The sequence below is a fragment of the Microlunatus soli genome (genome assembly GCF_900105385.1).
Taxonomy (GTDB): Bacteria; Actinomycetota; Actinomycetes; order Propionibacteriales; family Propionibacteriaceae; genus Microlunatus; species Microlunatus soli.
Map to the genome: position 1 here is coordinate 5,746,342 of NZ_LT629772.1, position 24,442 is coordinate 5,770,783.

At 66.5% G+C, this 24,442-nt stretch carries 21 protein-coding genes; 11 read left to right on the forward strand and 10 right to left on the reverse strand.

Features of this window, described 5'->3' with window-relative positions; genetic code table 11:
- Positions 1-9: 9 nt before the first annotated feature.
- Positions 10-978 (reverse strand): ROK family protein, encoded by a 969-nt coding sequence (locus BLU38_RS26345; protein WP_091529175.1) that lies wholly within the window; start codon positions 976-978, stop codon positions 10-12.
- A 59-nt stretch (positions 979-1,037) separates the two neighbouring features.
- On the opposite strand from BLU38_RS26345, the gene BLU38_RS26350 reads away from it, so the two are divergent.
- Both BLU38_RS26350 and BLU38_RS26355 read left to right on the forward strand, forming a co-directional pair.
- Positions 1,038-1,814, forward strand: coding sequence for a creatininase family protein (locus tag BLU38_RS26350; RefSeq protein WP_091529178.1), 777 nt, complete (start codon positions 1,038-1,040; stop codon positions 1,812-1,814).
- 34 nt (positions 1,815-1,848) lie between these two features.
- Positions 1,849-2,976, forward strand: coding sequence for a mandelate racemase/muconate lactonizing enzyme family protein (locus tag BLU38_RS26355; protein WP_091529180.1), 1,128 nt, complete (start codon positions 1,849-1,851; stop codon positions 2,974-2,976).
- Between the two features lie 18 nt (positions 2,977-2,994).
- Here BLU38_RS26355 and BLU38_RS26360 read toward each other — a convergent pair whose 3' ends face one another.
- Positions 2,995-4,101 carry a serine hydrolase domain-containing protein gene (locus tag BLU38_RS26360; RefSeq protein WP_197679875.1) on the reverse strand — a complete coding sequence of 369 codons (1,107 nt, stop codon included), beginning with the start codon at positions 4,099-4,101 and terminating at the stop codon, positions 2,995-2,997.
- A gap of 41 nt (positions 4,102-4,142) precedes the next feature.
- On the opposite strand from BLU38_RS26360, the gene BLU38_RS26365 reads away from it, so the two are divergent.
- Positions 4,143-4,811 (forward strand): hypothetical protein, encoded by a 669-nt coding sequence (locus BLU38_RS26365; RefSeq protein ID WP_157683726.1) that lies wholly within the window; start codon positions 4,143-4,145, stop codon positions 4,809-4,811.
- A gap of 86 nt (positions 4,812-4,897) precedes the next feature.
- The gene (locus BLU38_RS26370) at positions 4,898-7,378 is read left to right on the forward strand and encodes a hypothetical protein (RefSeq protein WP_157683727.1); all 2,481 of its coding nucleotides are present in this window, start codon (positions 4,898-4,900) and stop codon (positions 7,376-7,378) included.
- Between the two features lie 69 nt (positions 7,379-7,447).
- Here the strand turns inward: BLU38_RS26370 and BLU38_RS26375 are convergent, their stop codons facing one another.
- Positions 7,448-8,971: a sulfatase family protein gene (locus BLU38_RS26375; RefSeq protein WP_091529188.1), complete on the reverse strand. Its 1,524-nt coding sequence runs from the start codon at positions 8,969-8,971 to the stop codon at positions 7,448-7,450.
- Between the two features lie 187 nt (positions 8,972-9,158).
- Between BLU38_RS26375 and BLU38_RS26380 the strand changes: the two genes are divergently transcribed.
- Positions 9,159-10,661 (forward strand): HNH endonuclease signature motif containing protein, encoded by a 1,503-nt coding sequence (locus BLU38_RS26380; protein ID WP_091529191.1) that lies wholly within the window; start codon positions 9,159-9,161, stop codon positions 10,659-10,661.
- A gap of 228 nt (positions 10,662-10,889) precedes the next feature.
- Here the strand turns inward: BLU38_RS26380 and BLU38_RS26385 are convergent, their stop codons facing one another.
- Entirely contained in the window at positions 10,890-11,807 is a 918-nt protein-coding gene (locus BLU38_RS26385) for an ornithine cyclodeaminase family protein (protein WP_091529193.1), read from the reverse strand.
- Between the two features lie 22 nt (positions 11,808-11,829).
- Here BLU38_RS26385 and BLU38_RS26390 point away from each other — a divergent pair, with 22 nt between their 5' ends.
- From BLU38_RS26390 to BLU38_RS26410, 5 genes are all read left to right on the forward strand, one after another.
- Entirely contained in the window at positions 11,830-12,486 is a 657-nt protein-coding gene (locus BLU38_RS26390) for a GntR family transcriptional regulator (protein WP_091529195.1), read from the forward strand.
- 55 nt (positions 12,487-12,541) lie between these two features.
- Positions 12,542-13,129: a TetR/AcrR family transcriptional regulator gene (locus BLU38_RS26395; RefSeq protein WP_091529198.1), complete on the forward strand. Its 588-nt coding sequence runs from the start codon at positions 12,542-12,544 to the stop codon at positions 13,127-13,129.
- A gap of 14 nt (positions 13,130-13,143) precedes the next feature.
- The gene (locus BLU38_RS26400) at positions 13,144-14,046 is read left to right on the forward strand and encodes an alpha/beta fold hydrolase (protein ID WP_091529200.1); all 903 of its coding nucleotides are present in this window, start codon (positions 13,144-13,146) and stop codon (positions 14,044-14,046) included.
- Between the two features lie 57 nt (positions 14,047-14,103).
- A complete protein-coding gene (locus BLU38_RS26405) occupies positions 14,104-14,739 on the forward strand; it encodes a DUF2461 domain-containing protein (protein ID WP_091529203.1) in 636 nt (211 codons plus the stop codon).
- Between the two features lie 499 nt (positions 14,740-15,238).
- Positions 15,239-15,775 (forward strand): hypothetical protein, encoded by a 537-nt coding sequence (locus tag BLU38_RS26410; RefSeq protein WP_091529205.1) that lies wholly within the window; start codon positions 15,239-15,241, stop codon positions 15,773-15,775.
- Positions 15,776-15,904: 129 nt separating this feature from the next.
- Here BLU38_RS26410 and BLU38_RS26415 read toward each other — a convergent pair whose 3' ends face one another.
- Positions 15,905-17,368 (reverse strand): NAD-dependent succinate-semialdehyde dehydrogenase, encoded by a 1,464-nt coding sequence (locus BLU38_RS26415; protein WP_091529208.1) that lies wholly within the window; start codon positions 17,366-17,368, stop codon positions 15,905-15,907.
- Between the two features lie 186 nt (positions 17,369-17,554).
- Between BLU38_RS26415 and BLU38_RS26420 the strand changes: the two genes are divergently transcribed.
- A complete protein-coding gene (locus BLU38_RS26420; RefSeq protein ID WP_091529210.1) occupies positions 17,555-18,811 on the forward strand; it encodes an aspartate aminotransferase family protein in 1,257 nt (418 codons plus the stop codon).
- Positions 18,812-18,833: 22 nt separating this feature from the next.
- Here BLU38_RS26420 and BLU38_RS26425 read toward each other — a convergent pair whose 3' ends face one another.
- The 5 genes from BLU38_RS26425 to BLU38_RS26445 all read right to left on the reverse strand — a co-directional run bounded on the left by BLU38_RS26425 (position 18,834) and on the right by BLU38_RS26445 (position 24,321).
- Positions 18,834-19,865: a DUF2804 domain-containing protein gene (locus tag BLU38_RS26425; RefSeq protein ID WP_091529212.1), complete on the reverse strand. Its 1,032-nt coding sequence runs from the start codon at positions 19,863-19,865 to the stop codon at positions 18,834-18,836.
- Between the two features lie 7 nt (positions 19,866-19,872).
- Positions 19,873-20,736, reverse strand: coding sequence for a carbohydrate ABC transporter permease (locus BLU38_RS26430; RefSeq protein ID WP_091529214.1), 864 nt, complete (start codon positions 20,734-20,736; stop codon positions 19,873-19,875).
- Positions 20,733-21,653 (reverse strand): carbohydrate ABC transporter permease, encoded by a 921-nt coding sequence (locus tag BLU38_RS26435; protein ID WP_091529216.1) that lies wholly within the window; start codon positions 21,651-21,653, stop codon positions 20,733-20,735. Before BLU38_RS26435 ends, BLU38_RS26430 begins: the two co-directional genes overlap by 4 nt.
- A 3-nt stretch (positions 21,654-21,656) precedes the next feature.
- Entirely contained in the window at positions 21,657-23,024 is a 1,368-nt protein-coding gene (locus BLU38_RS26440; RefSeq protein WP_091529218.1) for an extracellular solute-binding protein, read from the reverse strand.
- Between the two features lie 217 nt (positions 23,025-23,241).
- A complete protein-coding gene (locus BLU38_RS26445; protein ID WP_197679876.1) occupies positions 23,242-24,321 on the reverse strand; it encodes a LacI family DNA-binding transcriptional regulator in 1,080 nt (359 codons plus the stop codon).
- Between the last annotated feature and the right edge of the window lie 121 nt (positions 24,322-24,442).

The window sequence follows — 24,442 nt, forward strand, 5'->3', positions numbered from 1 at the left end:
CCGGCCCCGTCAGGTAGACAGCCGCGACAGGACCAGCCCGGCCCCGCCGAGCAGGGCCACGTCGTCGGCGTTGGTGTCGGCAGCGACCAGCCGCGGACGCTCGGCGAACTCGGCCCAGTCGCTGACGGCGCGGAGACGATCCTCGATCCGGCCGAGGAAGCTCCCCCCGCCGGCGGCCGCGTCACCGTGGACGATGTAGAGGCCGGGCGTCAGCAGGTGTTGCACCGAGGACAGGCCGATGGCGAGGTTGTCGGCGTAGTCGTGCATCAGCTGACGAGCCACCGCATCGTTGCGCGCAGCTGTCACCAACGCGGCCACCCCGGCGATCGGACCGAGGCCACGTTCGGTCGCCTGTTCGCGCAGCCAGCTGGTGGTGGCGATCGTCTTCCAGCAGCCGCGATTGCCACAGGAGCAGCGCCGGCCGCCGGCCACCACGGTGATATGCGCACCGCTGCGTCCGCCGAGCGGGGCGATCACGTGACCCTCGTGCAGGATGCCGACGCCGAGGGTGTCTCCGGTGGAGACCGAGGCGAAGCAGGACCGCCCCGAACCATGGCCGAACCACCGGTCGCCGAGTACCTGCAGCCGGGCCCGGTGATCGGCGAAGACCGGCACTTGCAGGGCGCGCCGCAGGGTCGCGGCGATCGGGAAGCCGGTGAGGTCCGGACGGTCGTCGATCCGATGCAGCACTCCGGTCGTGTGATCAACAAGGCCGACGCTGGCCACACCGACACCCCGCAACCGTTGTCCGGCCAGGCAGTCCTGCACCGTGTCCAGCACTGTGGTCTGCACAGCATCCCGATCACCGCCGGTGCCGAACGGCGCCGCGGAACGTCGGATGATCTGCCCGGTCGGACTGACCAGCGCAACCCGTACGGAGTCTGCGACCAGCTCGACACTGCCGAGCATCAGGTCCGGGAGCGTCCCAGCCGTCGGCCGGGCCTGCAGGTGCCGGACGCCGGCAACAGAGTCGGTCATCGTCCTTCCAGTCCATCAGGTGGGCTCCACGTCCTGGAGCCGGAACGGAGCAAGCGAACGTGACTGTACGCCATCTGGCCCAACTCACCCGGGGTCAGGCGCGAGCCGCCGCTGCCGGCGGCGGGATCGCCGTGCTGCCGATCGGATCGATCGAGCAGCATGCCGATCACCTGCCGTTGGGGACCGATTTCCTGCTCGTGGACGCCGTGCTGGACCGTGCGTTGACCAGGCTGGAGAGTGACAGCACCGAGTGGCTGCGGCTGCCGACCCTGACCTACGGCCACAGCCCGCATCACCTCTTCGCGGCAGCGGTCACCTTGCAGCCGGCGACCGTCGCTGCTGTCCTGGCCGACATCCTGGCGTCGCTGTCGGCAACGGGCTTCCGCCGGATGATCATCGTCAACGGACACGGCGGCAACGACGAGCTGATCCGACTCGCGGTCAAGACCCATGCATTGCAGCAGCAGGGCTCGGCGGCGGCCTGCTCCTACTGGACGCTGACCGACGACTCGAGTGCCGACCAGGCCGACCAGGAGGTGGAACGAGTCGAACGGACTCCGGGCCACGCGGGTTGGTTCGAGACCTCGCTGATGATGGCCGCGCACCCCGATCTCGTCGCCGAGGACCGGCCGTATGCGCCCGCCGACCCACCGCCGCTGTTCGACCGCAGCCCGCATCCGACCCTCACCGTCGAACGGCACGGCGAATGGTCTCGGGTCGGTGGCATCACCGACGACCCGAACGACGCCGACGCAGCAACCGGAACCATCCTGCTGAAGCGTCGGGTACAGGGCATGTGCGCCGCGCTGCGTGCCTTCGATTTCACCACCCGCTAGCCGACCGACCTGATCTCTGGAGGAACCACCGAGCATGATCATCACCAGCGTCGACGTCTGGGTCGTCAACCTGCCGTTGACCAATCCCTTCACCAGCTCGTTCGAGACCAAGATCGGCGAGACCCGGACCGTGGTCAGGATCCGCACCGACGACGGTCACGAGGGCTGGGGCGAAACGATGTGGGGTGCGCCCGTCGCTCGGCTGACCGAGCAACTCGCCGAGTCCTTGGTCGGCTGCAGTCCGTTCGCCCTGGAGGCATTCCACGGCAAGCACACGATGGTGCCGTTCTTCTACGGCTACATCGGCTATGCGGCGTTGGCCGGTCTGGATGTGGCCTGCTGGGATCTGATCGGGAAGATCACCGGCCAGTCACTGACCGACCTGATCGGAGGTCGGGTCCGTGACTCGGTGCCGATCACGGCGTTGATCACTCGCGCCGACGCCCCGACGGCGTCGGTCGCAGAGCTGCCGTCCGCACTCGCCGATCATGCGGCTCGAGTGGTTGCCGAGGGCGGATTCACCGCCGTCAAGCTGAAGGGCACCAAGGATGTCGACGGGGACGTGGCGATCATGAAGGCGTTGCGCGACCGGTTGCCGAAGGTCGAGCTGCGGGTCGACCCGAACGCCGCCTGGAGTGTCCCGGATTCGATCCGGGCCGGGCTGCAGCTGGAAGATCTCGACCTCGAATACCTGGAGGATCCGTGCCGGGGGATCGACGGGATGGCCCAGGTGCGTTCCAAGATCAGGATCCCGCTCTGCACCAACATGTGCGTCGTGGAGTTCGACGATTTCGCTCCGGCGGTGCGGCTGGGCGCGGTCGACGTCATCCACGGCGACGTCTACAAATGGGGCGGGATCAAGGCCACCAAGGACCTCGCAGCGCACTGCCGGACCTTCGGGCTGGGGATGAATCTGCACAGTGGCGGAGAGCTCGGCATCGCCACCGCCGCGCACCTCGCCGTCGTCGCTTCCACTCCTGAGCTGAGCCGGGCGATCGACAGCATGTATTACCTGCATGAGGACGACATCATCGACCCGATTCCCCTGCAGGACGGACGATTGAGCATCCCGGACGGCCCCGGTCTCGGCGTCACCGTCGACGAGGACAAACTCGCGCACTACGCCGCGCTGAACGCCCGCGACGGTGACCTGGTCAAGTAGTCGGAGTCGTACCGCAGATCAGGTCGCGCAGAAGGTGGCAGTCGCCAGTGCGAGAAATACGGCGAACGCGTCATCGCTTCCCGAGGCGACCAGCATCGTCATCGACCGGCCGTCGTCGCGACGATAGGCGTAGCTGACGTAACCCAACAATTGGCCACCATGGCCCCAGAGGTGCCCGCCACACGGAAGGTCGAAGCGCTCCAGACCCAGACCGTAGCTGAATCCGAGGCCCATCGGGACCGTGCGCTGCATCTGGTGCAGTGCGGACGAGCTGATCAATCGTCCGGCCAACAGGGCGTCCAGGAAGGTATCCAGGTCGGCCAGGGTGGAGATCATTTCGCCGGCGGCCCAATCCAGGCTCTCGTTCTGCTCGGTGACATCGACGGTCCGGCCGTCTCCGCCGGATCCGACGGCTCGCACGGCCGGCTCCGGGATCCGCGGATCGTCGCCGGGAAGCGATGTCCCGCTCAGCTGCAACGGTTGCAGGATCCGGCGTCGAATCTCTGAGGCATACGGGCGGCCGGTCAGGTGTTCGATCAGCAGGCCGAGGACGACGTAATTGGTGTTGGAGTAGCGGAAGTCGGCGCCCGGGGCGAAGTAGGGAGGATGATCAAACGCCACCCGCAGCAGCTGCCGAGGAGTGTAGTGCAGATAACGCTCCGGACCCCGCCATCGGTTGGTCGACAGGTCGTACCGCTTCATGTAGTCGTAGAGACCACTGGTGTGGTTGAGCAACTGCCGAACGGTGATGATCTTGCCGTTCGGCACCAGCCCGGGGAGATAGCGTTCGATCGGCTCGTCCAGGCCGACTCGACTCTGATCGACCAATTGCAGCACGACGGTGGCGACGAACGTCTTGGTCACGCTGCCGATCCGGAACCGCTCCGCGCCCGTCACGGGACTCGTGGCACCGGGGCGCGCCACACCGCTGGACCACGTTCGGCTCACTCCGGGGCCGCTGACCTTCAGCAGTGCCGCCGAGCCTTGGCGTGCGCCCAGCTGGACCGCGCCTGCCGTGAGCTGATTCCTGGCCAGTTTCAGGGACCCGATGGCGGTGATCATCAGCAGCGTGATGATCATGACGGTGATGATCAACAGCCAAGCCAACCTGCGTAGTGTCTGCACTCGGGCAACGGTAGGCAACGGCACGGCGGCGGACATTGCGGTTGTCCGCATACCTGAACCGGCGTTGCCGGGCACGCCCGGCTATTGTCGCGGCTGTGAGGGAGATCGCGCTGTCTGATCCGGTCGGGAAAAGATTCGTCCCCGACGTGCACAACGGCACCGGCGTGCTGACCGTTGCCGGGTCGAGCGGACGGCTGGACACCGACCGTGCGCAGGTGCTCTGCTCCGCCGGAGCGATCGTGGAGACGATCCAGTGGTTCGGTGGCCCTGGCCAGCATGCGCAGCCCTGGGAGATACCGGTCGAGCTGTTCCGGCAGCGGGTCGCGGCGGTGGCCGCAGAATGCGATCGCCTGGTGTTGGTCGGAACATCGTTCGGTGCCGAGGCGGTGCTGCTCACCGGTTCACTCGATCCGCTGGTGGACGCCGTGGTCGCGTTCGCACCCACCGACGTCGTCTGGGCAGGATTTCGGCCGGACGGCACGCAGACCTCCCATTGGACGGTCGGCCGCAGCCCGGTGCCGTACCTGCCGCTTGTCGACTGGCGTCCGACCAGCGAGCCACCGGCGTTTCGCGAGCTGTATCGGCTCTCGCGCGAACATGCGACGGACGCGGCCGCCGCCGAGATTGCGGTCGAGCGGATCCCGGACGTCCTGCTGGTGGCTGGCCCGTGCGCCTCGGCCGACTTGACGGGCGCGAGCGTGGGCACGTAACTTTCTTACGGAATTTGAGTTCTGTAATGTGGAATGACCGTCGAGTGTCGACGGGCTGTCGATGAAGACGTGGAGGAGTGTCGTCGATGCCGCACCCAGAGAGATCGTCGGTGATCGCCTGGGCGAGCGATCAGCTGAAGGTCGCGCTGCCGACCGATGCGCAGCACCCGTCGATCGCGATCGATCCGACTCTTGCGCGTGAGGCATTCCGATTTTCGCGGAGCGGCGACGGCACGTTGCTGGTGTCCGGTGGCGATGACGTCGGCGTTGCGTACGGGCTCGCCGAGGTCGCCGACCGAGCCCGATTCGCGACGGATCCCTCGGCGGCGCTGGCCTCGATCGGTGCCGAAGAGTTCGCGCCCCGGACGCCCGTGCGAGGGATGCTGCGGACCTTCTCCAGTGACGCCCTCGACCTGCCGTGGTTTCGCAGCGAGGACTTCTGGAGCCAGTATCTCGATGAGCTCGCAACACATCGCATCAATCGATTCCAGCTCGCGCTCGGCATGCAGTACAACTTCTCCCACGACCTCAACGTCGTCGACAACTACTTCTGCCTGGCGTACCCCTTCCTGATCGACGTGCCGGGGTACGACGTCAGGGTCGCCGGCGTCGACGAGAACGAGCGCGCCGCCAACCTGGCCGCCCTGCGCTCCATCGGTGATCAGTGTCGTCGCCGAGGCATCGATTTCCAGCTCGGTCTCTGGAACCATGCGCTGCATTCCGAACTGGGCGAGGCGAAGGGGCTGCGTTACCGGATCCGCGGACTGCGTGAGGATCAGGTCGCCGGCTACACGAGTAAGGCGTTGCCGACGCTTCTCCGAGCCGTCCCGACGATCAAGGGAATCACCCTGCGGGTGCACTACGAAGGGGGAGTCCCGGAGGGTGAGCGGTCCAACTTCTGGCGGGAAGCGTTGAGCGGAATGGCCGACCTCGACCGTCAGGTGTCGATCGATGTGCACTCCAAGGGTGTCGACGCGGCGCTGCTGGACATCGCCGGCGCGAGCAGCCGAGGAAAGGTCGAGGTCTCGGCGAAGTACTGGGCCGAGCACATGGGCCTTCCATATCACCAGACCGCGGTCCGTGATCTTGAAAAAGCTCGGCCCAGCAATGATGACGACCTGCGGGGCATCACGCAGAACGCGCGTCGGTTCACCCGTTACGGGATCGGAGACTTCCTCTCCGCCGACCGTCCGTACGACTTCTTGTTCCGGGTCTGGCCGGGAAGTCAACGCTTCCTGCTGAGCGCATCTCCTGAGTTGCTCAGCGGTTACGCCAGAGAATCGGTGATCGGAGGGGCGGTCGGTGTCGAATGGTGCGAGCCGCTGACCTTCCGGGGACGTAAGAACAGCGGCTTCGGCAACCGCGATCTGTACCGTGACGACGAACTCAGCAACGGCCTCCAGGACTGGAAGAAGTACCGCTACTTCTATCGCCTCGCCGGACGTCTGATGTACGACCCGGACGCTGATCCCACCCAATGGCGCCGCTACCTCAGCGGTGTGTTCGGTGAGGCTGCCGGGCCGATCGAGGACGCTCTGTCGGTTGGCAGTCGGGTTCTGCCGCTGGTCACGACCGTGCTCGGGATGAGTGCATCCAACAACTTCTTCTGGCCGGAGGTGCCGACCAACTTCCCGTTGGCGCACACCGGTGGCGCCGGCGTGTACGACTTCGACACCGCCGAGCCGAAGCTGTGGGGAGGCATCTCGCCGTTCGACCCGGCGATCTTCGACACGACTTACCAATACGTCGCCTCCGAGGTCGACGGCGAGCCGACCGGCCGGTACACACCGGTGGAGGTTGCCCGATGGCTCGACGGGCTGGCCCGGTCGGCGGTCGCCGCGCTCGACGCCGCCGCCAGCAGCGTCGTCGATCCGACGGATCCGGAATTCGTCCGGGTCGATGTCGACGTCAGGATTCAGGCCGCCCTGGCGCGCTTCTATGCGGCGCGGATTCGCGCCGGCATCAGGTACGCCCGCTACGAGCAGGCGAAGAACGGTGCCGAGTTGCTGGCCGCGGTCGAGGAGTACGCCGTCGGCCGGGAAGCCTTCGCCGAGGTGATCACTCTGGCCGATGGGGTGTATGCCGACGAGATCTGCTTCGGTGACCGCGTCACCGAGCGGGGGCATTGGACCGACCGACTCGACCAGCTCGATCGGGACCTGGCCGCGTTGCGGAAGGAAGCGGTGGAGCTCCCCGGCGATCCGAGCGGAGCCGTTGCGCTGCCGCTGGCCATGCCCGAACGGGTACCGGACCCACTGACGCATCAGCCGCCGGCAAACTTCGAGCCGGGCAACCCGTTGCCGCTGCGGGTGGAAGCCGACGCCGCCTCGGTCGAGGTCCGGTTCCGGCATCTCCATCAGGGCGAGAGTTATCGCCGCCTGCAACTGCGACACGAGGGCGGCGTGTTCATCGGTGAGCTTCCTGACGACGTCGCCGACGGCTCTTTCCCGGTGCAGTACTACTTCGTCGTCGAGACCGATACGCACCGACGACAGGTCTCCCCGGGGATCGGCGAATCGCTGTGCCAACGCCCGTATCACGTTGTGCCGTCGTCCACGACCGCCTGATCAACGCACCATCATCGAGGGCCGCGCCGTCGATCGATGATGCCGAGGTGATCAAGCGAGGGCGCGACGTCAGGCGTGCGAGATCCGGACCTGATTGCTGGCTTCGCGTTGCAGTTCGGCGTCCAGGAAGCGGTGGCTGAGGTGTGCGATCAGGTCGGCGTGGGCCGGGTCCTTGGCCAGATTGTGTAGCTCGTCGGGATCCTGCTGAAGGTCGAAGACCTCGACGTGATCATCGCCGCGATAGATGGTGATCTTGTACCGGTCGTCCACGTAGCTGCGGATGTGGACCCGGCTGGGTTGGAAGCGGTTCTCCACCACGGCATGATCACGAGCTGGGGCTCCGCCCGACCAGGCTCGGAGTTGATCAACTCCCTGCATCGCTCCGGGGGTCGGTTGTCCGGCGGCAGCCAGGAAGGTCGGTGCGAGATCGATCAGCGAGGTGATCGATTCCGTCGCGCTGCCGGCCGGGATCTGAGGAGGAAAGCGCGCCAGGAAGGGAATCCTGATCAGGTCCTCGTAGTGGAACGGGCCTTTGGCGGTGAGACCGTGTGCGCCGAGGAAGTGTCCATGATCGGTAGTGAAGACGACGAGTGTGTTGTCGGTCAATCCGCGCTGATCAAGGGAGTCGAGGATGCGCCCGACCTGATCGTCGATGAAGCTGATCATGCCGTAGTAGATCGCCAGGTGTTGGCGCATGGTGTCCTTGTCGATCACCTGTCGGTTGAAGCCGTGCGTCGCGTACGGCGTCTCGAACCATCGGCTGAAGTCCGGATCGTCCTTCTGGGTCTCGGCAAACCACGGGTGCATCTGGTCCAGCTCGCCGGGGACCAATTCGCCGGGTTCGCAGTCGGCAGGGTCGTACATCGATGCGTACGGTTCCGGCACCAGGTAGGGCGGATGCGGATCGTGGAAGCTGGCCCACGTGAAGAACGGGCGCTCGGTCGTCACCGCATCGTCGATCATGGCCAGCGTCCGGTCGCCGGTCCACCTGGTGTAGTGGTACTCCGCCGGGAGATCCCAGCGATGGAGGCGTCCACCGCTGCCGTCGGTATTGCGGAAGTAGCGCGGCCAATCGGTCAGGCCCTGCTCCTGCATCCAGAGCGCGTAGTGGGCTCCGACCCACTGCTCGTCGGCATGGTTGCGCGTGATCTCGATGTGGTCGAAGCCGTAGAACGGTCCGTGGAACGATCGCCACAGATCCCAATCCCGGAAGTGTTCCGGCGTCTCGATCGAGGTCTGGCCCGGGACGGACGCGAGTGGTTGCAGGTGCGCCTTCCCGATCAGCGAGGTCCGATAGCCGGCGGCGGACAGTAATCCGGCCACCGTCGTCGCCGACTCGTCGAGCTTCGTCCCGAGCGTCCAGGCGCCATGGCTGGACGGATACTGACCGGTGAGGATCGAGGCTCTCGACGGCGTGCAGAGCGGGTTCGGGCAGTAGGCCCGATCGACGGTGACACCTTCGGCAGCGAGCCGGTCCAGATGCGGAGTCTGCAAGATCGGGGTCCGGGTGCCCATCGCCTTCCAGTGATGCTGATCCGTCGTGATCAAGACGATGTTGGGTGCGCGGTCGGCCGTACGGGACGGGGAGGTCATGCAGAGAACTATTCCAGGCTGCGCGTTCAGCTGACCGCCAGCCAGGGGAGAGGGATGCTCGCCGGCCAACATCGAGCTCCTTGTCCGGAGCCGATCCGCTCCGCCCAACGCCGCCCCGACCTGTCGGCCGAGTCGGCCGAGCTCATGCTCGGAAGAACTGTCGGTGGGTCGTTCTAGTGTGTTGGACATGACCAACGGGACGTTCATTGCCGACGCGGCGGGTGATGCTGCGTCGGGGCGTTCGAGTGTCTCGGACTGGTTGTCTCCTGGTTTTCTGGATGGCCCGTCGGATGATCATCCGTGTTGGGATGAGGGATCACGGTGGGATCTCGAGTTGCCCGACGATCCGGGTGATCTGGTGCACACCGTCGCCCCGCCCCTGGTGGGTGTGCGGCAGGCGGTGGACCGGATCGCATCAACACAGCTGTGGCAGTTGTCCGATATCGAGTTGTTGGAACGGCTGGATCAACTCGGCGCTGTTGCCGACCGGCTCCGGGGTGAACAGTTGCGGGTGATCGCCGAGACCCGACGTCGCCGGATTTGTGAGGATCAGCAGGGCTGGACCGTTGCCGACCGGATCACCGATACCGGCCGGCTCCGACCCCGGCAGGGTCGGGCGATGGTCCGGCTTGCCGAACAGCTGGAACGATTCGAGTTGATCGCGGCTGCGATCGGCTCGGCGGATGTGACGGTGGAACAAGCCACCGCGATCTGCACCAGTCTGAAGAATCTCCCTGCTACCGCCGACCCGGTCGAGGTCGAAGGACTGCAATCCGAGTTGATTATCCGCGCCGCCGAGTTCCCTGCCGATGCGTTGCGCCGGCTGGCGAACCGTCTGATCGAACAGCTCGAGCCCGACACCGTGGACGAACGACTCGGCGCCCAGTTGGAGGCCGAGGAACGTCGGGCCCGGCGGGACCGGTATTTGACCTGGCGGCATGGTGAACACGGATCGATCGATTTTCATGGCCGATTGCCCGCGGTTGCCGGGGAAGCGTTCATCGGTCAGCTCGATGCCTATGAGAAACAGGCCCGAGCCAAAGGCCTTGATCACCGGATCGACCCGGACACCGAGGTGCCGACCCTGGCGCAACGCCGCGCCGACGCTCTGACCGCGATGATCGACGACCTGGCCCGACGCCAACTCGCCCCGTCGGTGCATGGTGACCGGCCGCGGGTGGTGATCGTGATCGACTACGAGCACCTGTTGGCCGGACTCCGATCCGGAGGAGTGATCCTCGGCTCCGACGAGACCGTCACACCCGGCGAAGCCCGCCGGTTGGCGTGTGGTGCGGACCTGCTGCCGGCGGTCTTCGGTGGCCCGTCGACGGTCCTGGATCTTGGCCGAAGAGTGCGGTTGTTCACCGGCGCGCTGCGGCAAGCGTTGACCCTGCGCGACGGCGGGTGTGCCTTCCCGGGTTGTGACGTGCCACCGATCCGGTGCGAGGGACATCACATCCTGCCGTGGTGGGACGGCGGCGAGACCTGCCTGTCCAACGGCGTCCTGCTCTGCACCCACCACCACCATCTGGTCGAACCCGACCCCACCGCAGCACCGGCCAGTCGATGGACCATCCGACTGGACCACCACGGACTGCCCGAGGTCATCCCACCGGTACGGATCGATCCGCGACAGCGACCCCGACAACATGTCCGCTTCACCGAACGATCCATGCGACAACGCCGCTGAACCCGCGGGCCGAATATCCATCCGGATCCGATCCGATCCCGGAGAGTTGGGAGTTGATCACTCCGCGTATGCCCACGCGCGCCGGAGCGGAGTCAGCACATCCGGCGACCAGCAGCTGCCCAGTGCCCGACGCAGAGCGACGAACGCGGCGGATCCACGGCCCTTGGATTCTGGTTTGCGTCCGCCAGCGCTTCGGACCGGCTGCCGCCGCAGTCGATCTTGGACCGATCAGCTGTGCGACGCCGCCAACAGCTCCATCGCCGCCCAGTCCTGGATCGCTACACCGACCGACTTGAAGACGGTTCGTCCCGACACGGCGGGTGCTCCGCCGACGATCGTGGTCAACTCGGTCAGATCGTCGGTGCCGATCAGATCGGCCCGCACGGCGTCGATCAACTCGCCGGACTCGGTCATGCAGGCGGCAAGATCATCGACAACAACCGACGCGGCGTCGGTGATCAACTCGGAGGGGAACTCGTGCATCGACGGTTTGTACGAGCCCACCGCGTTGATGTGGACCCGTTCGGCCAACTCCGTCACCGCGAACAGCGGCGCAGTGCTGGAGGTGGCACAACAGATGATGTCGCAGCGACTCAGGTCGCGATCGCCGATCGCCACCACAGCAAGGTCCACCTCGGGAAGCTCTGCCCGCAATCGGGCCATCAGCGGATCGGCCCTGGACGGCGTTCGAACCACGACGGTCACCTCGCTCAGCGGCCGCACCGCGTGCACCGCCCGGACCTGATCGGCGGCCAGCGCTCCCGCGCCGAAGATCGCCAAGCGCGAGGCGTCCGGCGCGGCCAGCAGATCCGTGGCCAGTCCGGTGATCGCCCCGGTCCGCAGGGAGGTGATGGTCTCGGCCGGGGCGACCACCGAGCGGTCGGTCGCGGTGCTCGACCAGCTGACCAGACCGCTGATCATCGGATCCCGACCGGCGGCCAGTGACAGGATCTTGACCACCAGGGACTCACGGCCGCTGTGCCGGGTCGGCATCACCAGATAGCCGGAGTCGGCGAGCGCCAGTCGCTGCGGCAGCTCGAAGGCCCCGTCGCGCAGGTCGGCGAAGGCCTCCCGCAGGGCACTGATCAACACCCGTGGCTCGAGCAGCGAACGGGTTGCGGCGTCGTCCAGCGTGATCAGAGGCATCGAAGTCGTAGGATAGTCGACAATGAACAAGACCAGCCGCTACCTGGAACCGCTGATCCGGGAGTCCACACCGAGCATCATCGCCGACAAGATCCGCGATGCGATTGGTCACGGCGACATTCCCGCCGGCGCTCAGCTCTACGAGGCCGATCTCGCCCGCACCCTCGGGGTGAGCAGGGGACCGCTCCGCGAAGGACTGCAGCGGCTCACCCAAGAAGGTCTGCTGACCTCGGTCCGCAATCGCGGTGTCTTCGTGATCGAGATGACTCCCGACAATGTCCGCGACATGTACCTGCTGCGCAGCGCGATCGAACGCGCCGCGCTCGGCCTGCTGCTCAAACGCGACCCCTCTGGTGCCCGAGACCGGTTGACCGACATCTGCATCGAGATGGAAAAGGCCCATGACGTCCCGGCTCGTTCCGAGGTCGATATCGCGTTCCACGAGGAGCTGGTCGCGCTGTCCGGCAGCGAACGGCTGCGCCGGGTGCACCGGACCATGATCACCGAAACCCGGATGTGCATCCACGCGCTGGCCGAGAGCTACGCGCTGTCCGACGACCGCGTTGCCGAGCATCAGGCGATCGCCGACGCGATCGCCAAGGCCGATCCCGATGACGCCGATCGGCTGATGGTGGAGCACATGGACGATGCGCTCGCCCGACTGATGCCCGCAGAGTGAATCGCGACCCGAAATCAGTGGCGCTCGAATAGCACGATCGTGCTAGATTTGTGCTGTGACCAAGGGGGGCGAGACGAAGACCGCGATCCTGCATCGCGGCGTCGCCACCGCGTTCCGGGTCGGTCTCGGCGGGCTGACAATCGGCGAGTTGGCCCGCGACACCGGTCTCAGCAAGAGCGGTCTGTACGCCCATTTCCGGTCCAAGGAAGCGCTGCAGCTCGACGTGCTGGCCCAGGCCAGGGCTGAATTCATCGACGCTGTGCTGCGACCGGCCGTAGCGGTGCCGCGCGGTGAGCCGCGGGTCCGTGAGCTGTTCGTCCGGTGGCGTGACAGCGGCGGTCAGCGCGTTCCCGGTTGTTGCCTGTTCGTCAAGGCTCTCACCGAATTCGAGGGCCAGGACGGCGCCGTCCATGATCAACTGATCCAAGATCATCGCGATCTCTATGACTCGGTCGCGCAGATCTTCGGCACCGGGATCAGTGAGGGCCAGTTCCGTGCCGACGCTGATCCGATGCAATTGGCCTTCGCGCTCGGCGGGATCATGTATGCCGGCTATCACTGGTCGTCCGTGGTCGGGCCTGCCGAGGCGACCAGTCGTTCCCAGCGGGCTTTCGAGGACCTGCTGAACTCCGTACGAAGCTGAGATGAGGTAACGCCATGTCCGCGGGATCGGCAGCACGCAAGAAAAGCACGACCGTACGACTTCAACTGGCACGGGTAGCGCTGACCCGGCGCGCCTTCGGCGTGCTGGAGCGGCTGGCACCCTGGCCGGCGTCACGCTGGGCGCTGGATCTGTGGTGCACCCTTCCGGGGAACGCCGGCCGCCGCCGGGACGCACGCCCCGGCCCGGGGAACCGCTCCTGGGTCGAGTCCGACGGTCACCGGATCGCGGTCGAGACCTGGGGTAGCGACGGTCCTGCGGCGTACCTGATGCATGGCTGGGGTGGCTGGCGGGGTCAACTCGGTGCGCTCGTCGCACCGCTGGTCGAGGCCGGCTATCGGGTGATCGCCTTCGATGTGCCCGGCCACGGCGACTCCGAGCCGGGCAGCCTCGGACGGGGCCGGGGCAACGGGATGGAATTCGCTCGGGCGTTGACTGATGTCGCCGCCGTTCACGGTCGTCCGGCGGTGGTGATCGGGCACTCGTTCGGCTGCGCCACCGCAGTACTGGCGATTCGCGACGGGCTGCAGGTGGATCGTTTGGTATTGATCGCGCCCGCTGTCGATCCGACCACGTACCTGAAGGCCGTCGGGGCCGTCTTCGGGTTCGGGCCGCGGGTCTTTGCCGGCCTGCACACCCGGATCGAGCGGCTCGCCCGTCGGCCGCTGTCCGACTTCGACCCGACCACCGTCGAGGATCCGAGCGCGATGCCGCCGACCCTGCTGATCCATGACCGCCGGGACAAGGAGATCCCGTACGCCGAAGGGGAGCGATTGGCGGCTGCCTGGCCGGACGCCGAACTGATCAGCACCGAGGGTCTCGGACACCAGCGGATCCTGGCCGATCCGACCGTGATCGCTCGCGCCGTCGACTTCGCCACGGCATTGCGTGCCGGATGACCGAGTCGCAGGGTGGGTGCGGCCGCCGATCGATCACTCCGGCGTAGGATCACGCCGATGTCGGACTTCACCGGATTCAGCATCGCCGCGCTGGACTTCTACGACGACCTGGAGTTGGACAACAGCAAATCGTTCTGGAGCGCGCACAAAGCGACCTACGACGAACACGTCCGAGCCCCGATGCTGGCGCTGACCCAGGCGTTGGAGACCGAATTCGGGGCGGCCAAGATCTTTCGTCCCTACCGCGACGTGCGGTTCGCCAAGGACAAAACTCCGTACAAAACGCATCAGGGCGCTTTTGTGGCCACCGCCGAAGCGACCGGATGGTACGTCGAGCTCGGTGCAGCAGGCGTGCGGATCGCGGCCGGGTTCTACCACGCCGGACCACCGGCATTGGACCGGTATCGCCGCACGGTTGCCGACGACGTCCGTGGCCCCGAGTTGGAACGTCTGCTCGCCCGGCTGCGGCGGGCCGGCTGGGAGCTGGGAGGCGATCGACTGAAGACCTCTCCGCGGGGCTTCAGTGCCGACCATCCGCGTATCGAATTGCTCCGGCACCGGTCGCTGACATTGGGCAAGTCGTTCGGCTTCGAGCCGATCATTCACTCCGCCGAGCTCGCGACAGCGATCGGCAAGGAGTGGCGCAAAGCTCGACCGCTGGTCGAGTGGATCACCCGTTATGTGTCGGGCTGACCCATGACCAGTTAATGAAAGGCCCATGGATAATCCGTACGGCTTGACGACCGCCTTCAAAGCACGGTTGTCTGGATCCCTAGTTCGAGTAGCCGTCTCTTTACGGAGTTCCCCCATGGCCTTTCGTTCCCGTCAGTCGACCAAATTGGGCAAGACCGAGGAGCCTCCCGCTCCCGAGCCCGTAGCTCAGCCGCCCGCGGCGGCAGCAGAGTCGACACCAGCTCAACCCGCAGCTTCGGCCGAGCCGGTTGCGTCCGCTCAAACCGGAGAGTCGGCCCAGCCCGCGAAGCCGGCACCGGCTGCTCAGCCGTCATCGGCCCAGCCTTCATCATCGGCTCAGGCCGCGGCGGCTGCTCAACCTGCGGGAACGCCCACACCCGCTGCGGCCGGCACGCCGGCCCCGACGCAACCGGCACCGGCCAACGCTCAGCCGACTGCTCCGCAGGCCGCCAAACCGGGGACTCCCGCCCCGGCAGGCTCAGCATCGGTTGTCGCCGGGTTGGAGCAGAAGTGGCTGCAGACCCAGGCCTACTTCCTCGACGAGCCCCGCGAGGCCGTTCGTCGCTCCGACCAGGTGGTCGGCGACGTTCTGGAACATCTGACCAACGTGATCGCCGGCGGCCGGCAGGCGATCCGTGCTCGCTGGAACGACGCGGAGCTGGGCACCGACGAACTGCGTGCGGTGATGATGAACTACCGCGAGCTGATCCGGCATGTCATCGGCGCCGCGGAACTTCCGATCGACACCTCGCCGCCGAAGAACAGGCCGGCTGCAAAGCCGGCGTCGGCAGCCCCGTCCGGGCAGGCCCAGTCGTCCGGTCAGACCCAGTCGTCCGGTCAGACCCGGCCGCCCGGTCAGACGCCGGCGGGTCAGGCAGGCAGCCAGGCACCCGCACGGCCGGCCGCGACGGGTCAGGCCCCGGCAAGTCAGACCGCTACCGGGCAGGCGCCGGCGAGTCAGACCCCGACCGTAGGGACCAGGCCGACCGAGGCTCGGCCGGCGAACGGAAGTACCGCGCCGACATCGAGCAGCTGACGGTATCGAGCAGCTGACGGTGGCGAACGCCTGAGGCGGCACCTGAATCGAGCCGGCCGGACGATTGTCCGGGCCGGCTCGACTCGTCGGTCCTGTCAGGGGTCACCCCTGGGGTCAGGCCTGTCCGGTTCAGGCTGTGATGCCGATGTACTTGACCTCGAGGAACTCGTCGATCCCGATCGAACCGCCCTCCCGGCCGAGACCGGACTCCTTGATCCCGCCGAACGGGGCGTACGGGTTGGACACGACGCCCTGGTTGAGCCCGACCATGCCGAACTCCAGTGCCTCCGAGACCCGCAGGGCGCGCCGCAGGTCGTTGGTGTAGACGTACCCGACCAGGCCCCACGGGGTGCCGTTGGCGAGTGCGATCACCTCGTCCTCGGCGTCGAAGGGGGTCAGTGGTGCGACCGGCCCGAAGATCTCCTCGGCGTTCATCGCTGCATCCGTGCTGACCCCGCTCAGCACGGTCGGCGTGAAGAAGTAGCCGTCGCCGTCGACCGGCTCACCGCCGGTGATCACGGTTGCGCCGCGATCCACCGCGTCGGCCACCAGCCGCTGCACCTTGTCCAGTGACGGCTGGTCGATCAGCGGCCCGACGTTGACACCGTCCTCGGTGCCGCGGCCCACCGTCATCGCGCCGAGTTTCTCGGCCAGCCGCTTACCGAATTCGTCGATGATCGAGGACTGGATATAGATCCGATTGGCGGCCGTACAGGCCTCGCCCATGTTGCGCATCTTGGCGGCCACGGCGCCGGCGACCGCCTCGTCCAGATCGGCGTCGTCGAAGACGATGAACGGCGCATTGCCGCCGAGCTCCATCGAGGTCCGCATCACCTTCTCCGCACATTGGGCCAGCAGGATCTTGCCGACCTTGGTCGAGCCGGTGAACGACAGCTTGCGGGCCAGGCCGGAGGTGATCATCGGCTCGGTGACGCCTGCCGCATCGGTGCAGGTGATCACGTTCACTGCGCCCTCAGGCAGTCCGGCCTCGGCCAGGATGCCGGCCAGCGCCAGCATCGACAGCGGCGTCTGCGGGGCCGGTTTGATCACGCTGCTGCAACCGGCGGCGATCGCCGGTCCGAGCTTGCGGGTGCCCATCGCCATCGGGAAGTTCCACGGTGTGATCAGGATGCACGGACCGACCGGTTGCTTGGTGACGAGGAATCGCGCGCCGCCGGCAGGGGCGGTCTGATAGCCGCCGTCGATCCGGACCGCCTCGCTGGCGAAATGCCGGAAGAACTCTGCAGCGTAAGTGATCTCGCCCTTCGCCTCTGCCAGCGGCTTGCCCATCTCCAGCGTCATCAGCAGAGCAAGATCATCGATCCGCTCGTGCAGGAGTTCGAAGGCGCGGGTCAGGATGTCGGCCCGCTCCCGTGGGCTCAGGGCAGCCATCACCGGCTGGGCCTTGACGGCCGCGTCGAGGGCGGCCCGGCCATCGGCGGGGGAGGCGTCGGCGACCGAGCAGAGCACCTTGCCGGTGGCCGGGTCGTGGACGTCGAAGGTTGCTGCCCCGGATGCGTCGGTCCAGGATCCGCCGATGAAGAGTTGCTTGTTGACGGCGTCGATCACAGCGGTCTCGGATGCGGTGTTCATCACTCCATCTTCCTTGAACGGTCGTGGTCAGGGTGGCCGGTCGGAATCCGACGCGAGTCGGGATTGCGTTTCTGCCGATTGGTAGGCAGCATAGAACCGATCCTAAGATTGTCGACAATCGGACAACAGTGATCCTCATGACATCAGCACTGACATCAGCACGCAGACCGACCGAGGTGGAACCCCATGGCTGAACTCTCCCAGATCCTCAAGCAGGCGACCGGTGTGGTCGCCGCCCGCGGCGAGGGCGTCTATCTCTATGACGAGCAGGACCGGCGCTACCTGGACTTCACCGCCGGGATCGGAGTGACCAGCACCGGTCATTGCCATCCGCGGGTGGTCGAGGCGGCCCAGCAGCAGGTCGGGAAGCTGATCCACGCCCAGTACACGACGGTCATGCACCGACCGCTGCTCACCCTGGTGGACCGGCTCAGCGAGGTGCTGCCCACCGGTCTGGACCGGATGTTCTTCGCCAATTCCGGTTCGGAGGCGATCGAGGCGGCACTGCGGTTGACCCGGCAGGCGACCCGGCGGCCGAATGTGATCGTCTTCCACGGTGGCTTCCACGGCAGGACCGTTGCGGCCGCTTCGATGACCACCTCCGGCACGAAGTTCAAGGGCGGCTTCTCGCCGCTGATGTCCGGTGTGCACGTCTCGCCGTTCCCCGACCCGGGTTACTTCGGCTGGAGCGTGGAGGAGTCCACCGACTTTGCCCTCAAGCAACTCGACTACGTTCTGCAGACGCTGAGTCAGCCGGAGGAGACCGCGGCGTTCTTCGTCGAGCCGGTGCTGGGTGAGGGTGGTTACGTGCCGGGCAACACGCGCTTCTTCGCCGGGCTGCGGGAACGTGCCGACCGGTACGGCATCCAGTTGGTGCTGGACGAGGTGCAGACCGGCTTCGGCCGGACCGGCAAATTCTGGGGCGAAGATCATTTCGACGTCCGGCCCGATGTGCTCGTCACCGCCAAGGGCCTGGCCTCGGGCTTCCCGTTGTCCGGCATCGCTGCGTCGGACGAGCTGATGGAGAAGGCCTGGCCCGGCAGCCAGGGTGGGACGTACGGCGCCAACGCCGTCGCCTGTGCCGCGGCGCTGGCGACTCTGGATGTGATCGAGGACGAGAAGCTGGTGCAGAACAGCGCCGATCGCGGCGAGGAGCTCCGTGGAGCGTTGGCGTCGGTCGCCTCCGGGCATGATCAGATCACCGACGTCCGCGGCCTCGGACTGATGATCGGCAACGAGTTCCGAGATGCCGACGGCAACCCCGACGGTGCCACTGCCGGTGCTGTCCAGCAGGAGGCCGCCAAGCGTGGACTGCTGCTGCTCACCTGTGGCGCCTGGAGCCAGGTCGTGCGCTTCATCCCTGCTCTGGTGGTGAATTCCGAGCAGGTCGACGAAGCCGCGTCGATCTGGTCCGATGCCGTGCAAGCCGTGCTGGCCCGCTGACCGACGATCGGGTTCGACCGGGCTACCAGCGTCGTTGCACCTCCTCGGCGTGCCCGGGCACGCCGCTGAAGCTGATCCGGTCACCGTCGATGTCGACGGTCCCGGAGAAGCGGCCGAAGCACATGTCCGCACGATTCAGCACGATCCATCGGTTGAAGACATGGTGGACGTGTTTGGTCGGGACGAACTCGACCCGGACGGTCGGGCCGGTGAGGGTCCACGGTCGGAGCCAGTCGCCGGGATCGTACTGCCACCGGAGGTGTTCGCTGATCTTGTGCAGGACGCCGTCGAGCCGGATCGAATTCTCCGTCGACGGCGTCCCGTCGGTCCACTTGCCGCCGAACTGGAGACCGAGTCGTCGGCCGTCGGTGGTGGTCCCGTTGCCGGAGGCCCAGTTCCAGAAGGTGAAGTACGGCCACCGACCTCGACCGTGATCATGGATCACCATCGAGCTGTCTGCTTCGACCCGGTGCTCGACGCCATCGACGGTGACGGTGCCGGTGGCCGACAGCCCGTTGTCCTTGCGGGTGTATTGGAAAAGCCGATTGCTCCACGGCACAACGACTCCCATCGACTCATGATCGGCTTCGGCCTGCACTCGCAGAGCCACGCGGATCCTCGGTGAGGTGGCGTACAGCTCCGATCCCCGTCCGCGAGGGACGAACTCGACGGTGGTGTCACGCCGCTGGGCCCGCATCGGTGTCGCGTTGTCCGGATCGCGCATCCCGACATGGCGGGGCAGCCAGATGTTGCCGCCCTGTCGGATCTCCCGATCCTCGGTCCGGCTGCCGTAGGTGACAGCGACATTGGCGCGGTAGTCGTGATCGGAGATGTTCAGCGTGATCACCGCGTCCGGTGTCGAGATCGACCAGTACTCGAAGCGCTTGTTCCGCCCCCAGCCGCGCAGGTTCGCTCGGTGCACGGGCGACCGCGTCCAGCCGACGGCCGCCGGATTCAAGCGCCCGGATGGAAGACAGAGATCGACCGGCTCGGTGATCTCCCGCTCGGTGATCGCTTCTCCTGCGTCCGCGACCGGTCGTATCGGCAGCCTCACTGATCGATCATCCCTTCGTTGCTCCTTCGGCGAGCCCGCCGATCAGCCATCGCTGGACCAGCAGGACGAGTAGGACGACCGGCAGCACAGTGATCATGCCGGCCGCGGACAGGGCACCCCAGTTGACGCCGTTCTCGGTGTCGCCGACCATGCCGGCGATGGCGACCGGGAAGGTGGTGGCATCCCGGTTGGTCAGCACCAGGGCGAACAGCAGCTCCTCCCAGGCCAGCACGATGCTGAAGATGAAGGTCGAGACCAGCCCGGGCAGCGAGACGCGGAGGATGATCCGGAAGAACGTCCCCATCCGCGAGCAGCCGTCCAGCATCGCCGACTCCTCCAACTCCTTGGGCAGTGAGCGGAAGAAGCCCCGCATCAACCACATCACGTACGGGATGATGAACGAGCAGTAGGCCAGGATCAGCGCTGCGTGGGTGTCGGTCAGTCCCCATGTCCGGGCGACCAGGAACATCGGCACCGCAAGCGCAACCGGTGGTACGCCGCGGGAGGCGAGGATCAGGGCGCCGATCACACCGGCACCCTTGATCTGCAGTCGCGCCAAGGCATAGCCGGCCATCGCTCCGGCGGCCAGCGACAGCAGCGCTGAACAGACGGCGACGATTGCGGTGTTGATCAACTTCGGTCCGAACCCGCCCTGGGTCAGGACCTCCAGATAGTTGGACAGCACCGGAGTGAAGAGCAGCGTGGGTGGGGTGGTGAAGATGTCGCGCTGTTCCTTCAACGAGGTGAGCAGCTGCCACACCAACGGCAGCAAGAACAATGCGCAGACCAGCACTCCGGACCAGATCCGAAGCCGCCGTCCGGCGATGCCGCTCCGTCGTCGCCGGACACTGCTCTGGGGAGCGGTGGTCACAGTCGGTCCTCCAGCTTCTTGCTGCCCCACAGGAAGACGAAGGTCAGCGCCACCGTGATGATCAGGACGATGATCGCCATCGCCGACGAGGTGCCGAATCGCAACAGCTGAAAGGCTTGGCGATAGACGTACAGATTCACCACGTTGGTCGACTGTCCGGGGCCGCCGTTGGTTGTGGCCAGGATGACGTCGAACATCTTCACCGCGGTCAACCAGCGGACGACGAAGGTCGCGGCGATCATCGGCGCAAGCATCGGCAGACTGATCGAGGTCAGGGTGCGCCATCGGTCCGCGCCGTCGACGGCGGCGGCTTCGAAGACGTCCCGGGGCAGGGTCAGCATTGCAGCCGAGGCGATCAGGACGATCAGCGGCACCGACCGCCAGGTGTCGATCAGAACAATGCTGATCATGGCCATTCCGGCGCTGCCGAACCAGTCGACGGTGCCGATGCCGAACAGGCCGAGGAACCAGGAGATCACGCCCCACAGCGGATCGAGCATGATCTTCCAGATCCCACCGGAGACGATCGGTGACACCACCATCGGCACCAGGAAGAGCGCGCGGACCACGTTGCGTCCCCTCCACTCGGCGTTGATCAGGAACGCGATGCCGAAGCCGAGCGCGAGCTGTACCGGCAACGAGATCACCAGATAGATTCCCGTGACGATCAGCGAGTTGCCGAAATTGCCGTCGGTCAGGACGTCGAGGTAGTTGTCGGCGCCGACCCATTCCGACGGAGCGAAGCTGGCAAGATCAAAATCACTGACGCTGATCCGCAGGGTGTACAGCAGTGGATAGGCCAGTACCGCGCCCAGCAGCAGGATCGCCGGAGCCAGGAACGACCAGCGGCCGGCGATGTCGCGCCAACCGCGTCGGCGTCGGAGGCGGCGTGTTGTCAGGGTGTTGACAGACGTCATGGATCAGTGCTCCAGCAGTTCTGAGATCTGTTCGGCGGCTCGCGTCAGCGCGTCACGGACGCTGTGCTGACCCTGCACCGCAGCGCTGGTCTCGTCGGCGAGCACCTGTTGGATCGCTCCGGCTTGTGGCGATCGCGGTCGCCACATCTGATTCTTCTCCGCTGCGCTGAAGCCGCTCTGGATCGTGTCGTACATCGCAGCGAGCCACGGCTTGTCTGGCCGGGAGGCCAGGGTGGACCTGCGCGCGGGGAACGAGCCGAGGTGGTTGGCGCACCACAGCTCACCGGTCTTGGAACTCATCCACTGCAGGAGCGTCCAGGCAGCCCGTGGGTGGCGGCTGTTCTTGAAGATCGCGCCGCTCCAGATGCCGCGGTGCGTGCTCGGACCCCGACTGCCGGCGGGCATCGTCTGGATGCCGACCTGATCCGGGCTCAGGGTGGTGACGCTGCTGTCGACGGCGACGCTCTGGTAGGCGCTGCCCCAGGTGAACAGACTGGCGATCCTGCCCTGCCGGAATGCATCCAGGGGTTCGTTGTAGTTGTAGGTCTTTGCTCCGGGAGGTGCATACCTCAGCAGGTCGACCTGGAGTTGCAGTGCCGCCTGGCCATCGGGGGTGTTGAACTGCGGCCGCATGGCGTCGTCGAACAGCCGTCCGCCGTCGGCATTGAGGACTGTCTGCCAGAACGGGGGTGACAGTTCGCCACGGGCCCAGGTCAGGCCCGTTGCCCAGGAATTGATCCGGTCGTCGCCGCCGGTGGCCTGGACCAATCGTGGGGCCTGCCGGGCGAAGCTGCCCCAGCTCAGGTCGGGTGTGGGCTCAGCGACGCCCGCCTCGGCGTACAACTCGCGGTTGTAGATCATCAACAGCAGGTTCGAGCGCAGCGGTACGCCGTACTGACCGCCGTTCCAGGCACTGGCACCCAGGGCAGCGCTGTTGAAGTCGTCCCAGTCGTAGTCCGGGTCGGTCCAGGAGGCCGCGTCGCGCTTCAGGTCGAGCAGTAGCCCGGCATCGGCCAGTTGCGGAGTCCACGGGTCGTCGAGCGTGATCAGGTCGTAGTCGGGGTCCTTACTGGTGCCGTTCAGGACACCCTTGGCGACCAGACTGTCGTACGGCGTCGAGTCGATTGTCACGTCGACGGTCGGGAAGTCCTTGTTGAACTCCGGGACGAGCTCGTCCTGCCAGGTCTCGGCGAAGGCGTCGTTCGACATCATCGTGAGCTGTACGTGCTGGTCCGGTGTGCCCAGTCCGTCGGCAGCCGGTCCGGATCGGTCGTCGTCACAGCCGGTGAGGGCGGCGCCGGCGCCCAGGGCGCCGAGACCGAGAAGTGCCGTCCGTCTGCTCAGACGGCTCGGTGACCGGCTATCGGTCATGGCTGCTCCTTTCGCCCAGGGCTCCCGATCGGGCCGTGGGTCCGGCGGCGAGATCGTGCCGTCCCAGGGGGCTGCCGATCCGCGATCGGCGGCCGGGGGCGGCACGACAGTGCTGAACTCAACCAGAGAAATGCCATTATTGCAACGTGCCAACACCGCGAAAGTCTCCGTCCGAGGGCGATGTCAGCGGGCGGACCCGGGCGGGTGATCTGCGCGTTCAGCGCGCTGCGGGGCCGCCGGTGGACTCCCTGATCACCAGCCGGTGCGGCGTGACCTGGCCGGTCGGCGCCGTCGCCGGATCCTCGATTCGGCGGAGCAGGATGCGAACGGCGGCGGAGGCGACGGCATCGAGGTCGGGCGAAACCGTGGAAAGGGTCGGCTGGGTGAAGGACCCTTCCGGTACGTCGTCCCAACCGATGACAGCAATGTCGGCGGGCACCCGGACGCCGTTCAGTCGAAAGGCGTGCATCAGTCCGATGGCCAGCAGGTCGTTGGCGCAGACGATCGCGTCGAAGTCATCGATCCTGTCCAGCAGTGACTCCGCCCGGGCAAAGCCCTCCTCGCGGGAGTAGTCACCCTCGGCGGTCGCCGGCGGGGCATCGGCCGCCGGCCCGACGACCCACGACGCGGAGAATCGGATCCCGGCGTCCTTCAGCGCCTGCCGATAGCCGGCGAACCGGAGGTCCCCGGTGCCCAGTGTCCCGTCGAACAGATAACCCAGGAAGCCGATCCGGCGTCGACCGGAGTCGATCAGATGAGCCGTCGCTTCCCGTGCAGAGGCGGCGTTGTCCACTACCACGTGATCGAGTCCGGCCTCGGTGGTGTGTTCGCCCAGCAACACCAGCGGTGTCTTGTCGCGGAGCTTGCCGAGCTCCGCCGCCGACAGCGTCAGTGGGCTGAAGATGATCCCGTCGGTGAGGATGCTGGCGTAACCGCCGGCGACCCGGCGTTCACGGTCGGGGCGGCCGAGCGTTTCGTCGATCAGGACGTCGTACCCGTCGGAACCGGCCGCCTCGACGACGGCATGGGCCAATCGTGAGAAATACGGATGAGCGATGTAGGGGACTGCGAGCGTGAGCAGGTGACTTCGTCCGCCGCGCAGTTGGCGAGCCGCCGCACGCGGTCGATAGCCGAGCTCGGCAATGGCCTGCTCGACCTTCGCCTTGGTCTCCGGGCGCAGGTAGCGGTGGCCGTGGATGACGTTCGAGACCGTGCGCCAGGAGACGCCGGCGCGCGCGGCGACGTCCTTGATGCTCGGAGGTCGGGAACGCTCTCCGGCAGGCTGGTGCTGGCTCACGGTCCGAATTCTAGGGAAACACCGATCAGAGCTTCCTCGGTGTTCTGTTTGATCACCAGCAGCGATGTCTGTCGGGTGGCGTGAATCGCTGTCCTCGTTACGATCCGACGCCGATCGGCCG

Excerpts from the sequence above, each read along its gene's own strand:
- BLU38_RS26345 (WP_091529175.1), bottom strand. The coding sequence starts at position 978 with ATGACCGACTCTGTTGCCGGCGTCCGGCACCTGCAGGCCCGGCCGACG.
- BLU38_RS26355 (WP_091529180.1), top strand. The coding sequence starts at position 1,849 with ATGATCATCACCAGCGTCGACGTCTGGGTCGTCAACCTGCCGTTGACC.
- BLU38_RS26370 (WP_157683727.1), top strand. The coding sequence starts at position 4,898 with ATGCCGCACCCAGAGAGATCGTCGGTGATCGCCTGGGCGAGCGATCAG.
- BLU38_RS26375 (WP_091529188.1), bottom strand. The coding sequence starts at position 8,971 with ATGACCTCCCCGTCCCGTACGGCCGACCGCGCACCCAACATCGTCTTG.
- BLU38_RS26380 (WP_091529191.1), top strand. The coding sequence starts at position 9,159 with ATGACCAACGGGACGTTCATTGCCGACGCGGCGGGTGATGCTGCGTCG.
- BLU38_RS26385 (WP_091529193.1), bottom strand. The coding sequence starts at position 11,807 with ATGCCTCTGATCACGCTGGACGACGCCGCAACCCGTTCGCTGCTCGAG.
- BLU38_RS26390 (WP_091529195.1), top strand. The coding sequence starts at position 11,830 with ATGAACAAGACCAGCCGCTACCTGGAACCGCTGATCCGGGAGTCCACA.
- BLU38_RS26400 (WP_091529200.1), top strand. The coding sequence starts at position 13,144 with ATGTCCGCGGGATCGGCAGCACGCAAGAAAAGCACGACCGTACGACTT.
- BLU38_RS26405 (WP_091529203.1), top strand. The coding sequence starts at position 14,104 with ATGTCGGACTTCACCGGATTCAGCATCGCCGCGCTGGACTTCTACGAC.
- BLU38_RS26415 (WP_091529208.1), bottom strand. The coding sequence starts at position 17,368 with ATGAACACCGCATCCGAGACCGCTGTGATCGACGCCGTCAACAAGCAA.
- BLU38_RS26420 (WP_091529210.1), top strand. The coding sequence starts at position 17,555 with ATGGCTGAACTCTCCCAGATCCTCAAGCAGGCGACCGGTGTGGTCGCC.
- BLU38_RS26435 (WP_091529216.1), bottom strand. The coding sequence starts at position 21,653 with ATGACGTCTGTCAACACCCTGACAACACGCCGCCTCCGACGCCGACGC.
- BLU38_RS26440 (WP_091529218.1), bottom strand. The coding sequence starts at position 23,024 with ATGACCGATAGCCGGTCACCGAGCCGTCTGAGCAGACGGACGGCACTT.